This window comes from Legionella saoudiensis (assembly GCF_001465875.1).
GTDB lineage: Bacteria > Pseudomonadota > Gammaproteobacteria > Legionellales > Legionellaceae > Legionella > Legionella saoudiensis.
On the sequence record NZ_LN901322.1, the window covers coordinates 434390 to 447060 of the forward strand.

Sequence of the window (12671 nt, forward strand, 5' to 3'; positions counted from 1 at the left end):
AGTTTAATTAATGAGCCGCTGTAGTATTCCTATCTGGATTTTTAACCTTAATATTAGGGTTGATCATGGTTGTACGTCATTGGAAATGGGATTGGCGTGTAGTAATAATGATTATTTCATGTGTTATTTACTGAAAGGGATTAGTCTTTTACTTGCACCACCCGAAATAGAAAAAAATTTGGCATGGTACTCTAAGGAAATGGGGATAAATAAACGCAAAGGAGGCTCAATGAACATAAAAAAAACCATACTAAAATATAAGAATGCTTTACTCGCAATGCTTTTATTTGGTCTGATTGGAACACATGCATACGCTTCGAAACCGTTATGGATATTTACGCCGAATACAGCCACAGAAATTACAGTAGTGAAAGGAAACAGTGCTCAAGTCGTCTATACCGTGCAAAACCAATCCCTACAAGCGAAATCCTTGATAATAAAACCTATTACCGGAATTAATCAAAGTGCCCCCTGTAAGCTTCCAGCTAAAGGAAGTTGCACTTTAACACTCAATATAATTGGTTCGGGATTAACAGGGGATGTAATTGGCGGGCCAATTTTATGTCAAGAGGGTAATGACTTACAATGTTATCAACCTAGCTCTAATCATGCACTTCGTGTTCATCTTGCAGAACAGCCACCAATACCCCAATTTACAATCACCCCTTCAGCGAGTCCTAATGGTGTGATTTCTCCTGCCGCCCCACAAGTAGTTAACATAGGTAGTAATTTGACGTTTACTGCGACCCCAGCTGCGGGTTTTGCTGTAGTGCAATGGCTTCTGGATGGAAATGTGGTGCAAACGGGAGGTACCAGCTATCAGTTGAGCAACATTCAAGCCAACCATACTATTGCCGTAATATTCGGCAAGGCCATTTTATCCCCATTAACGCAAAATTTACTTTTATCAATAAATAGCTCTTTACCGGGTGCTCCAGTCTCTGATCCCGCATTAGTAGGGAACGCTCGAATCATACGGATACAAAATACGGGCTCCTTACCCGCAAGTAATCTCAGTATAAGTTCAGGCACGCTTCCCAATGGAACATCAATTACTGCCGAGACATGTACTGGGACAACGCTTAACCCCGGAGCCACTTGCGACATCACCCTTACCCCGGGCGCCAATGCGAGTTTAGATGCAGGAAATAATGCCTGTACTACTGTAGGCAGTACCGCTCCCATCCCCACCACCATAACAGTCGGTGCTGATAATGCATCATCAATAAATATTAATGTCCTTGTGCTCGGATATGGTTGTCTATATCAGGGAGGACTTATATTCTCTATTGATGATATAACGCCGAATACAGGAAGTATTGCTGGCAAAATTGCTGCATTAGCAGATGAGGAGCAAAGTCCTGGTGTTTCTACTTTCCCCTGGTCCACAGTGCATGGAGTTACAGGGGCGACCAGCTTCACTGATGGATTGAGTAATACCATGAATTTAATCACACCTCCAGGTCAATATCCTGCAGCGCAAGCTTGTTCAAATCAGGCGGGCAATTGGTATCTACCATCTATCTGTGAGCTTGGTGGTCGGTATGTAGGCTCAGGTTCAGATCCAGGCTGTGGCACTACCAATGCTAATCTTTATAATACTTTAAGTCAGCAGGGTTATAGTGTTTTTGATACAGTCATTGGTTATGCAAGCTCTACTGAACAGAGCGCGAATGAGGCATGGTATCAATTTTTCCCTGCCGTTGGGAGCCAGAATTATTACGACAAATTTTCTAATGCTCATGTTCGCTGTATCCGTCTCATTACTAATTAATGGACCGCAACACCCAGATCCTAATACGGTCTGGGTGCATTCATGGCGCTGAAAAATGCCACCTTCCTTGGGATAATTAATAAACTGGTGTCGATGCATGAAATTAATAGGACGGGGGTTTCTACTATATTGGCATATAGGGCGGCGTATTAATCACTAATAGCGCACATTCTCTGAGTTGTTGACCCATGTTCCCAATACAATTTTACTGAGCTAAGAGTTTCTTTGACCTATATGAAAATTAATCCAGCCTAGTCCCACATTTCACTCATTGTTTGTAAGAAGCATGGTCTAATTGCTTTTGAGCAAACTCACCATTTTCCTCAACCGTTGGATCGTTGGACATCTCATTTAATTTACTTCGCTTCGATTCTTTTGCCGCTATTTTCTCGGTCGCTTTACTAAAAAATAGAGCTGATTGACTTTCCGCATAATGATAAAAAAACGTCTGTTCTTTTCTATCCAAGTTAGTATTTGCATATCCTTGCAACAAGTCATCAATAAGCTCATTTGTTACTGTAGAATCATTTTGTTGCAGCAGCTTTAAAAACGCTTTTAAGTAGGAATGATCGGAGATGCTAAAATAATTATCACCAAGGCGACTTGCATGAAAGTTATGTGCCTGTAGTAATAAGAGCCAATTATTTTTTACGTCGGAGCAGATGTCTATGACGAGAGTCACATCACCGTCTTTATAACTACGTAGGTCAAGTTTTTTTATTTTCCCACTGCGAGACAAATTAGTATAAATTACTTGACGATTTAACAGTGCCCCAGAGGAAAAATCTTCATTAAAATCGCCCTTCTTGTGCCAACCATTTAATGAGAGTAATGATTTTAAATACAATTCGGAAGTGATTTTCAGATCATGTAACATTTCATCATCAAATAGTCCCAAGAGATGAAGTGTATCGAGAAAATCGTTTAAAAGATTAATATTCGCTAAATCAATAATATAATTCCCGGTTGAGGTTTTATAAAACCAAGGTAAGGGGTAGCTTAAATTTTTTAAACAAATTCCAAAGGTATGGGTATAAATACCATTAAATTTTAAATCAAAACTTATACCTCCTTCTTTCTTAAAAAATAATTGCATTTCAGTTATAAAAAATTGCAAATTCCGGTAGCTTAATTCGGCAGCTCCTTTACCCCTTTGACGAGTACCAAGGCTCGTCTGCCAAGGATAGCTGGAATAAATAAAGGATTGTTGTGCCTTAGCCATAATTGTAGGCTGGAGCAATGAAATGGAAGGTTCAATTTCTATTAGTTTTTCTAAAAACACAGGTAATTCGCTAGTTGATATGGCTCTTAAAAATATAGAGGTTTTAGAGGCTGAAATGAGATCTTTAGATTTGTAGGGAGCCAGTGTTTCTATTAATAGTTCATAAAACTCAGGATTATTTTCTAAAATAAAACCTAATTTATCATCTTCTATATGGAACAATGATATTCCATAAATTTTGTAGGTTTTATCAGTATATGTCGCATAAGTGCCATCCTCATTAGTAAATACTTTTTTTAGAAAATGCTCTGAACTGGCCCATTTATGCAAAACAGGCACCCCTTCTTCTGCAAAGGGTTCTGCTTTAATGGCGCCATGGCTTGCATAAACAGTTGGATGAGGTAAATTTTGGCAATAGAGTTGTTGATATTTTTCGCCTATTAATACGAATAAATATTTTATCAAGTCCTGCTTACTAATAGGATAATGTTCTCTATCAAAAGGTGTAAGATTTAATAAACCTTTTTCTAGAATCTGGTAATTCCAAAGGCCTTTATAAATAATGACATTATTTTCATTACGATGTTGAAGATAAAATTTAATGTATTCACCCACCTTATAATTCTGCTCCCATAGTATTTTTACTTTAAGTTCGCGTGGTTCTAATTCACTTTCATTGTCTTTGATACGTTGTAAAATTCTTGGAAAATTATCCATAATATTTAAAGCTGCTAGCTCTTCCGGAAGTACATCTATAGTGGGGTTTTGAGGACAAGGATGCGCCAAAATAGAGCGGATACGATATAAGGCTGTCCATATGTTAGCTGTCTGAAAGTAATTAATTTCAGTAAAGGACAATATTGGCTTGGATAATGACTGTAAGGCCTGATTTACTAAAGAAGTTGAAGGGTTATAGCTTAATAGTTCATCGAAAAAAATATGTACAACATCCGCTATTAATTTTTTTTGAGCCGAGTTAAGTTTAGGCATATAAATCTCCCTTTATATTGGCCCTATATTATTTTAAATTCGACAAAAATCAATTGATTTAGCCACCGCTAAATCAGTGTCTTTAAATATAGATTATAAAATTAATCAGGCTTTTGTTCGGAGGCTTTGACTAAAAATCATTCATATAAAAATCTAATTTTTGTTTGCTTATCAACACTTATAGTTGGCTTTTTTTGGACAACTTTCCGTGCCGGACAAATTACTTCTCACCTAGCATGGATAGGATGGTTCGTAATTTGGTTGACTTGAGAAATTTAGTTAATGAAGTTACGAAAATAGATGTCAAAGATATATTTTTGTTCGCAAACTGGTGAAAAATCAAAGCTCAGCTCGATTTCCCTCGCCCCATGAGAAATCACTAAGCGCCATCAAAATTGAATAATTCTATGTCACACAAGGGTCATAGGACTACACATTGTATTATTTGTTAAATCGTTTCGTGGATTAACCGCAATCATTCCATTCTCATACCCAATCCCGAGCTGTTTTCTATTGGAACTCGTTGGCCATCTAATTCAACAATACTGATATCTGATATGTTATCAATGTTTAATTTTTTCAAAAGAGTATTTACTCCATGTTCAATATACTTTTCTGAATTACTAGATCTTAATAGTTTGTTTATAGGAGTTTTCAGTTTATTAAATTCTTTCTCATCAACAGTTGCATCAATAGCTCTAGTATCTTTATCCGATATAAAACTATATTTATCTGGAATACTAAGACGGCAGAAGGTAGGTACAATTTCATCTACAAAATAATTCCCTTCATTGGCGTTTGCATCTAATATTCTCCTATCACAAAAATTACATATTTGAACACGAATCAATCCTCCTTCACGAACTTTTGATTCATACAAATTTTTTAGTGTATTTGCAGTTTCTGGTGATAATCTTAACATATTTCCTATAATTAAGACCTTATCAAATTTTTCATCTTCAGATAAAGTTAAGGACTCGTCTCTTAATTTCTCTGTAGCCTCTTCCAAGGCATTATTTCCAAATATTAATTGCTCATTTAAAGTTTCTTTTAAATCAAAATAAGAGCCATTATCACCTACATAAATAGTGCTGGTTTTATTTTTATAGGTTTCGGCATAATTTACACCATGGCGTAATGTAAATTGTGGTAGGTCTATATAAAGTTTTCCATTATTATCAGATTCTGAGGCTAAAACAGTAATTAACAATTTACCTTCTGGCTGAGGCCTAGATACATTTTTAAAGAATTTAGCTTTCATTAATAATTACTCCATATTATATAATACCGCAATTCGTTCTGCTCAACTTACAATATAATTGTACTTATATTATACACTATTTGACTAAAAGAGTAATTTTGGCAGGACCGTCATATGCATCGTAACAAGATGGTATTGGTATTTTTTATCAAACGGGTTTCGGTTATTGTTGGATAGCGGGCGATATGGAGTATTGCGGACACATAGATGCTAGTACTAATAGGATTTTATAAAAAAGCACTGGGTAAATATAATTTAAATCTAATGCAAGTCTGGATTCAATACTAGAAATTAAGCGTGTATTCGCTCTCTTCATTTTTAAAAACTCTTAATTCTTAACTTTTTAGATAAAAGGACTTTTCAACCCACTGTGTATTTTCCGACTTAATATTTTATGCATTTAAATTCATCAGATTTGCTTCATCATCTGACTCATCATCTGTTGTGAGAAGAATATCAGTGCTGGGAGATATGATCGACTTTAGAAAATCTAAATAAGCCTTCAAGGAGTTATACGAAGGGTATTTTTCCCAAGGTTTACACCATAGTTTGTTTTCTTGGTCTATGGCCTCTTTAAATTCCTGTTGCTCGTTAAAAACAACATGGATTCGATGCATAATTTTAATTAATATATCCGGTGCTTTATAAATACCGGGCATAACCGAGGGATGTTGCTTCAATGTTTGCTCATAAAAATTGACTAATAGTGTCAGATCGGTACCAAGCTTATCAATTATATTTTTAATTGAGTCGACTTCTTTTTCTTTAAAAAACCAGTGAATTCTCATTCATACTCCCTTCTAAAAATTAGTATGATTATATCAACCTTGAAAACAGTCTATCAATATAAATATAGGAACTGGGTCTTTGGAGAGTAATGGGGCTCCGTTGCAAAAACGAACGATAGTTTATACTTTAAATAAAACTATTGGACGGGCTCCTAAATGCGCTCAACGAAACCTACAGCCTTTAAATGGCGTCATTTTCATGGAGAAGTGATTTTACAGTGTGTTCGCTGGTACTGTAAATATGGAATCAGCTATCGTGATCTGGAAGAAATGATGGCGGAGCGTGGCTTGGAAATTGACCATACAACCTTGTACCGCTGGGTTCAGCATGATGCTCCTGAATTAAAAAAACGACTTGACTGGCATAAGAAACGTTATGCTGGACGTTGGCCTCTTGATGAAACCTATATCAGGATAAAAGGTGAATGGAAATACCTGTATCGTGCCATTGATGAACTAGGAAATACGATTGATTTTTATCTTTCCCATCGCCGGAATACAAAGGCTGCGAAACGCTTCCTCAAAAAGCTCATCAAGTCTAATCCCACCTGTGATGTTCGTGTCATCAATATCGATAAAAATCCAGCCTATTGCCAGGCCATTAAAGAATTGAAACAGGAGGGAAGTCTGGCTTCTGATGTAAGTCATCTGCAGATAAAATACCGCAATAACCGACTGGAAGCAGACCACGGAAAGCTTAAGCGTCTCATCCATCCCGTCAGGGGATTTCAATCCATGAAAACTGCTTATGCAACCCTCAGAGGGTTTGAAATCATGCGTATGTTTAAAAAAGGTCAGTTTAATATTTGGATGTATGGTAACCGTACTGAGAGCTCATTTATTAATGAACAATTTGGAATTTACGGCTGAGATCTATTCAGAAATTGTTTTTTTGGACCGCTTTTCTTTTTTGCAACGGAGCCCGAATTGTTATTAATAATTAAAATTCCTCCAGTAGCCGCACTATATCCGATACCACTAGCATCACTGCATCCACTATTGTCGATTGGGGATCCGTTATAGTTTGGGTGCCACTTGTAATGGATATATTGACGCAGGCGGCTTGTAATCCAGGGGAATATAACTCACTTAGAATAGGGAATATGATAAATTTGCTGCACATCCTTGCGCGAAAAAATGATTCTTTCATGTACTTAACTTCCTTAGTTGTTGTTCGCAATTATAAAATCAGTACCTCGCCTTTACTGGCATTTTCTTTTGTAAAATTAATGTGTTAGGTTGCTTAGAGGCTATCAGAAAAATCGGTGGCACAGCCAGATCTATGTTAGACTTAGATTTTATTTGAACAAGGCAACTTCTACTCAATTCAGCTCAGTAGCATTCGGCAGTAGCTACATACTGATTATTCATGTTCTTAATTTTTTGATAATAATTAACCAGTATAATAAGAATTATATTTGTAATGTTATGGTGCTAATTATGGGTAAGACTTTAAATTTAATTTATTCCTCTCCAGAGCGGCTAAATTTTTTTGGTAAAATCAAACAGATTGGTGGCATAGTATTTAAATTTAAATCCGAAGGTGTTATCAATGACTTTGGAACCGCAGACGAAAATGAAGTAGGTCGTGGAGACTCCTATGCAGTATTTCCTGAATTGCAGACAATGTTCGACAGCGGTGAAAAAATTACACTTGCTGCATTGCGCGAAGGGCTGCGCTCACGCGGCGTTGTCGACCAATTCATGCAGAATAAAGCTATGACAATGCTGTTACAATGTAAAGCAGGAATGCATTTTGCTATGGGCAACATCTTAAACGGCTTGTTGCTAGAAAATGGGCATAACTTTTTGATGCGCCCCAATTATGATGTTAAATTTGAGGTTCAAAGCCCAAATCATGTCAAATTGGTTTTCAATGGTACCTGGCAGAATATTATGGTAGAACCCAGAGAAGATTCTCTGCAGGCTCGAGTTGAAATTGATATAACGCCGGAAAGAATTGCTATTTATAATTTTAATGTGACACAAATAGGTAAAAGTCCCGAAGCGGAGCAAGCTTTTAGATTTTTACAAAATAATCAAACCTCTATTTGGCAAAAAATTGTAACTTTCTTTAAAACCTATTTTAATGCTAACAGCAATTTAGAAATAGAAAATGTGGCTATTGATAATAAACCCTGGAACGAAAACACCAAAAAAATTACAGAGCCTTTAGTAGGTGCTGAGGAACCAGCGAATGAAAAAGATGAGCTAGATAATGGAGATTCAAGCTTTATTCCACACTAATAATTGTTCCTGGAGTTAATATGGAAGCAATGATAGTTAAGTAGCAGCTTTGAGTCTAAGAGAAAATACTATGAAAATGCTACCAGTTTCTAGAAACTGGTAGCATTTGGCTATTAAGAATTATGGTATTTTTCCCAACGTGTAGACAAATCCTTATTAGGTAAGGTTTCATTAACACCTAAAACAATTCCTCCGGATTGAATTTCTGTTTCAATCACTTTAGCCTTATCTTCAGAAATTCCCCAGCCAATAAGGGAACCTACTAAGCCTCCAGTGATGCCTCCAGCACCAGCACCGGCCAAACCTGCTGCAATAGGGCCAGCCACTACAAGACCTAATCCTGGTATTAAAAGACTTGTACCTAAGGCGGCTAGTGCTCCCACAATTCCACCTAAGGCGGCTCCGGTGGTTCCTCCAACAGCCAATCCCTCTGAGGCTTTAGAGCCTTCCTTAACCAGAATGGAATTATAATATTTATTTCTGGAATCCTCGGACATCATTACGGTGATATCTTGAGGAGAGTAGCCTGCATCCAGAGCTTCTTTATATGCTTTTTCAGCAGCTTCTGGAGTTTTAAATACTTCGGTAGTAATATGCATGTCTTTATGTGCGTCCATAACTCACTCCTTTATTGGTCGATTCCTTGCTCTCACTGGCTCTTAAGTGAATCTATTTGGTTCATCAAACGATTTTCATCACAAAGCCATCCACTGGTTTTATGCTTGGGTGAGGCATGATAGATTAATTTTCCTTATAGCAATAAATTTCTTTTTCTCCTGTATTTACTGGTTTGAGTACCAGAGGTTCTTCGCCACCGCCTTCGGTTTTATTCATAAGACATCGATATCCAGAGAATGTATAATAATAATTGCCCTCTGGCATTAGATATCCTTTTGATGTGGTATATGTTTTATTCTCTTCATCTACTGTAATGGGAACACTTTTCCAGGTGTTGGTTTGCGTATTAATAACACGTTCCGCAAAAACAGAGGAAAAAGATAAAGTAAGTAGCATACCTCCAATAAGTTTTTTCATTTAATCTTCCTTAGAGTTTAAAATCCTCATTAGTACTTGCTAAATCTTTTAAGCGAAAGGAGCATATAGAACTTATATAAATTGTGAAAAGAATTGAAAGTAGGTCTAGTTACTATTTACTGCAATCGCAAAAAGATATACCTATTGTCGAACATTTATATTTTTGTCTCCATCGGTTAAGGACCACCTCGTGTGAGTAACACAATGATCAACACAATTAATAATAGCCCCACTCCACCACTGGGATAATATCCCCACCCGCTGCTGTAAGGCCAGGTAGGTAAGACAGCAAGTAGAAGAATGATTAACACAATTAAAGTAAGATTCATTTTGAACTCCCTATATGAATCGGCATATAGGCATTGCCAAGTGCCAATTAAAATATTCCGATTTCCCTAACGGAGAAGCTAAAAATGTTATAGAAGTAAGCTTCTCATGGTTAATTATAGACAATTTGTGCTATATGCAATCAAAATAGCTTGCTAAGTAATTTATATACTTTACTTTAAATCATTAGCTGAAGTAGTTTTTATTGCTAGTTAAATTGCCACAAGTTCAAGCGGATAATAAAAAATCACATAATGAACCTTTTGGGCTTCTAAACGCTCATAATTTTACTAAAGGCATTTAAATAAATGCTTTTTAGTTAAACTTCTTTGTAGAATTAAGCGGTATAAGCTATATATTTTATATGTTAGAAAATATCAAAAAGAATCTATATGGAAGAGCATACAGGTAATAAAAAGTTATTTTCGCAATTTGCACAGTGGGTTTCAGAATGGAGTGGGAGAGCGGGTTCTTTTTTAATGGCTTTTTTGCTAATTGTTGTATGGTTAGTAACAGGTCCTATTTTTAACTATTCTGACACCTGGCAGCTTTTAATTAATACAGGTACAACAATTGTAACTTTTTTAATGGTATTTTTGATTCAAAATACTCAAAACAGAGATACTAAAATTATAAATTTAAAATTGGATGAGTTAATTAAATCGCATCAACGCGCCGATAATTTATCGATTGACTTAGCCTCATTATCTGATAAAGAACTGGAAGAATTAGAAAAGAGATATAAAAAAATATGTCATCAGTGCTCTGAAAGATCTAAAAAGGATTAATTCGGGGACGCCCTTTTTTAGATGATCGCATTTAGGTTTTGATACAAATGCGAGATTTAAACAAACCAGAGTAAAACTCTTGGTAGATAATACAGTTAAAAATATTAAACATAAAATTGGTCTATTAAAAGATCATTATAATAAGCGCACCCATTAAGGAAAAATGTGCTGTGAACGAACTGCATTACAAATATTGATGATAAACAAATCTGAAAGGAAAAATTTATAGGCTAGACCTGACAGACGCCTCTAGAAAATCGGAAACTGTCAGATCAAGTTTGGACTACTTAGGTTTTACTACCTAATCACACCAGTTTGTTTTTAATCTCATTCTCAACATCTGAAACTATTGCAGCAGAATCCGTTTTTACGCTAAACACCGTAAAACGTCCCGTAATTAAATAGCTTCCACCTAAAGTCCCTATTAATAATGCCAAATTAGCTAAAATTTCGCCACCTTTCTTTAGTTTCCAGCCACGAAACTCTTCCAGACCCCTACGGTGCTCCTCAAAAATCTCATCTGCTCTCGCATTTAACTCTTCCTCAGTTAAATTGTTCTGGAGATACCTAGTGACTAAGCCTTTTAAATCTTCAATGAGAAACTCTGCAGCGAGGGCCGCACCTTCATAGTTACGAGCGTATAAATTTTTAGCTTTATTATCTAAAATGGTTAATTTGTTATGAATGGCGCGGGCCTTCTGTTCACGCTTGGACACCATGTCATCAACGGGGGCAATATCGGGCACAACATCGAGGACAACACCAGGGGAAAAAGTATAAAGAATCGCGCTTTGAGCTTGATTATTCGCTAATTTTTTTGCAATAAAATTAGCCATTTCAACAGCATCATCTGTTGACACTAAATCACCTGTCAGCGAATCATAACTATAATAAGTTTCCTTATGTTGCACCACAGAAATGGTATGACCTTCGGTTCTTATTGTCATACCCGCAGAATTGAGTTGATTAAGTTTTTGCCGAAATTGCTCTTCTATAGAGGGCGTATTGCTTGCTGGAATTCGTCTCTTTAATTCCTCAGCGGTGACCCTTTCCCAATTCACCTCCTGCAAGTTTCCTTCCCTATCCTCTCGTTGAAGAGCCTCTATTTTCTCGAGATTGAATGCTAAAAACTCATAAAAATCTTCGTACGTGCTTCGGATTCTAATAAATTCATCGATATCAATATTACTGGCTGGGGCAAATAATTCATCCTGTATTGGGGCCTGAAAGCTATCCGCATAATATTGATTATATGCCTCTACTTCTAACATACCTGCCCCGACATCTTCATTAGTATTATTTTTCAAAAACTCTATGAATTGGGCTTGGCTATCATTATGTGCTTTTGCCACTGCCTGTATCATACTTAAATCATCTTTAGCCCTAAGAATAGCGTTAATGACGGCAACACTAATTAGGGTACATGCATTGACGGTTTGTGGTTGAGCTATGTGAATGACCTTCATAATAATTCTTTTAAAAGTTAACATGCACATATTATAAACTGGAATTATTAGCTAAAGCTTAAGAATACCCTAAGTTTTAGCTAATAGCGTTTAGCAAGTGACATTAGTACAGCAAGATTAAAAATCGAATTGGGGATCAGTATCCTCCCGTCTTATGGTAAAGAGGAAGTTATGGGGTCAGGGTAATTTGCTAATTACCCTCATAATTTGACGCTATGATATGATTTCTTAGAGTATATTACATGAAGAACGAGCATGCTCAATTTCTTGTAGTCTAACTAATTCTCTGCCATTGTCTACTAATAAAAGACGAGCGGCATTATTAATGAACATTTGTGATTCGACTAAAAAGTCATGTACAGCCCTTAAGGCCTCTACAGTATGGTGATTTTTGATATAGTCAATTTTAGCAGGTAACTCTTCGCAAATGTTATCGATTTTATTCAGCACTACCTTATTATATGTTTTCAAGATAATAGAAAACTCTCTCAATAATTCTAATATCTCATTAAACTGAGGAGCGTAATGATTTTTATCAGATTTTTTTATATCTTTAGTATGCTCGTTTGATTCAGGCACCATTTCATCATTTATCATTTCAACAGATAAACTGTGTAGCTTTTGTTTGATTTTATCCACTTCTTTAATAACAATAGCTTTTTCTTCAATAATATAGTTCTGCACTGGTTGAACTATAGGGCTTAAATCAACTGGGTGTACCAATTTCTTTTTAAAAAACTGAGGCATGTTAATTATCCTTGTTAACTATGGGC

At 36.2% G+C, this 12671-nt stretch carries 12 protein-coding genes; 4 read left to right on the top strand and 8 right to left on the bottom strand.

Going from position 1 to position 12671, the window contains the following annotated elements; all coding sequences use genetic code 11:
• The first annotated feature begins 229 nt into the window (after positions 1–229).
• On the top strand, positions 230–1774 hold the full coding sequence (locus BN3124_RS06235; protein ID WP_058533989.1) for an InlB B-repeat-containing protein: 1545 nt from the start codon (positions 230–232) through the stop codon (positions 1772–1774).
• 268 nt (positions 1775–2042) lie between these two features.
• Here BN3124_RS06235 and BN3124_RS06240 read toward each other — a convergent pair whose 3' ends face one another.
• The 3 genes from BN3124_RS06240 to BN3124_RS06250 all read right to left on the bottom strand — a co-directional run bounded on the left by BN3124_RS06240 (position 2043) and on the right by BN3124_RS06250 (position 6035).
• Complete coding sequence (locus BN3124_RS06240) at positions 2043–3986, bottom strand: hypothetical protein (RefSeq protein WP_058533928.1); 1944 nt, start codon at positions 3984–3986, stop codon at positions 2043–2045.
• Positions 3987–4461: 475 nt separating this feature from the next.
• Positions 4462–5247 (bottom strand): hypothetical protein, encoded by a 786-nt coding sequence (locus BN3124_RS06245; RefSeq protein ID WP_058533929.1) that lies wholly within the window; start codon positions 5245–5247, stop codon positions 4462–4464.
• A gap of 392 nt (positions 5248–5639) precedes the next feature.
• Positions 5640–6035 (bottom strand): hypothetical protein, encoded by a 396-nt coding sequence (locus BN3124_RS06250; RefSeq protein WP_058533930.1) that lies wholly within the window; start codon positions 6033–6035, stop codon positions 5640–5642.
• A 156-nt stretch (positions 6036–6191) separates the two neighbouring features.
• On the opposite strand from BN3124_RS06250, the gene BN3124_RS06255 reads away from it, so the two are divergent.
• Entirely contained in the window at positions 6192–6905 is a 714-nt protein-coding gene (locus BN3124_RS06255; RefSeq protein WP_058533931.1) for an IS6 family transposase, read from the top strand.
• A 570-nt stretch (positions 6906–7475) separates the two neighbouring features.
• On the top strand, positions 7476–8282 hold the full coding sequence (locus BN3124_RS06265; protein ID WP_058533933.1) for a hypothetical protein: 807 nt from the start codon (positions 7476–7478) through the stop codon (positions 8280–8282).
• Between the two features lie 113 nt (positions 8283–8395).
• On the opposite strand, the gene BN3124_RS06270 is transcribed toward BN3124_RS06265, so the two are convergent.
• The 3 genes from BN3124_RS06270 to BN3124_RS16815 all read right to left on the bottom strand — a co-directional run bounded on the left by BN3124_RS06270 (position 8396) and on the right by BN3124_RS16815 (position 9646).
• Positions 8396–8899, bottom strand: a complete 504-nt coding sequence (locus BN3124_RS06270) for a hypothetical protein (protein WP_058532984.1) — start codon at positions 8897–8899, stop codon at positions 8396–8398.
• Between the two features lie 124 nt (positions 8900–9023).
• The gene (locus tag BN3124_RS06275; RefSeq protein ID WP_058533934.1) at positions 9024–9317 is read right to left on the bottom strand and encodes a hypothetical protein; all 294 of its coding nucleotides are present in this window, start codon (positions 9315–9317) and stop codon (positions 9024–9026) included.
• A 176-nt stretch (positions 9318–9493) separates the two neighbouring features.
• On the bottom strand, positions 9494–9646 hold the full coding sequence (locus BN3124_RS16815; protein ID WP_078061438.1) for a DUF3309 family protein: 153 nt from the start codon (positions 9644–9646) through the stop codon (positions 9494–9496).
• 390 nt (positions 9647–10036) lie between these two features.
• On the opposite strand from BN3124_RS16815, the gene BN3124_RS06280 reads away from it, so the two are divergent.
• Complete coding sequence (locus tag BN3124_RS06280; protein ID WP_058533935.1) at positions 10037–10432, top strand: low affinity iron permease family protein; 396 nt, start codon at positions 10037–10039, stop codon at positions 10430–10432.
• A gap of 305 nt (positions 10433–10737) precedes the next feature.
• Here the strand turns inward: BN3124_RS06280 and BN3124_RS06285 are convergent, their stop codons facing one another.
• Both BN3124_RS06285 and BN3124_RS06290 read right to left on the bottom strand, forming a co-directional pair.
• The gene (locus BN3124_RS06285) at positions 10738–11898 is read right to left on the bottom strand and encodes a hypothetical protein (RefSeq protein WP_058533936.1); all 1161 of its coding nucleotides are present in this window, start codon (positions 11896–11898) and stop codon (positions 10738–10740) included.
• Positions 11899–12126: 228 nt separating this feature from the next.
• The gene (locus BN3124_RS06290; RefSeq protein WP_058533937.1) at positions 12127–12645 is read right to left on the bottom strand and encodes a hypothetical protein; all 519 of its coding nucleotides are present in this window, start codon (positions 12643–12645) and stop codon (positions 12127–12129) included.
• Between the last annotated feature and the right edge of the window lie 26 nt (positions 12646–12671).

Coding starts and splice junctions, on each gene's coding strand:
- BN3124_RS06235 (WP_058533989.1), top strand. CDS start 230: ATGAACATAAAAAAAACCATACTAAAATATAAGAATGCTTTACTCGCA.
- BN3124_RS06240 (WP_058533928.1), bottom strand. CDS start 3,986: ATGCCTAAACTTAACTCGGCTCAAAAAAAATTAATAGCGGATGTTGTA.
- BN3124_RS06245 (WP_058533929.1), bottom strand. CDS start 5,247: ATGAAAGCTAAATTCTTTAAAAATGTATCTAGGCCTCAGCCAGAAGGT.
- BN3124_RS06250 (WP_058533930.1), bottom strand. CDS start 6,035: ATGAGAATTCACTGGTTTTTTAAAGAAAAAGAAGTCGACTCAATTAAA.
- BN3124_RS06255 (WP_058533931.1), top strand. CDS start 6,192: ATGCGCTCAACGAAACCTACAGCCTTTAAATGGCGTCATTTTCATGGA.
- BN3124_RS06265 (WP_058533933.1), top strand. CDS start 7,476: ATGGGTAAGACTTTAAATTTAATTTATTCCTCTCCAGAGCGGCTAAAT.
- BN3124_RS06270 (WP_058532984.1), bottom strand. CDS start 8,899: ATGGACGCACATAAAGACATGCATATTACTACCGAAGTATTTAAAACT.
- BN3124_RS06275 (WP_058533934.1), bottom strand. CDS start 9,317: ATGAAAAAACTTATTGGAGGTATGCTACTTACTTTATCTTTTTCCTCT.
- BN3124_RS16815 (WP_078061438.1), bottom strand. CDS start 9,646: ATGAATCTTACTTTAATTGTGTTAATCATTCTTCTACTTGCTGTCTTA.
- BN3124_RS06280 (WP_058533935.1), top strand. CDS start 10,037: ATGGAAGAGCATACAGGTAATAAAAAGTTATTTTCGCAATTTGCACAG.
- BN3124_RS06285 (WP_058533936.1), bottom strand. CDS start 11,898: ATGAAGGTCATTCACATAGCTCAACCACAAACCGTCAATGCATGTACC.
- BN3124_RS06290 (WP_058533937.1), bottom strand. CDS start 12,645: ATGCCTCAGTTTTTTAAAAAGAAATTGGTACACCCAGTTGATTTAAGC.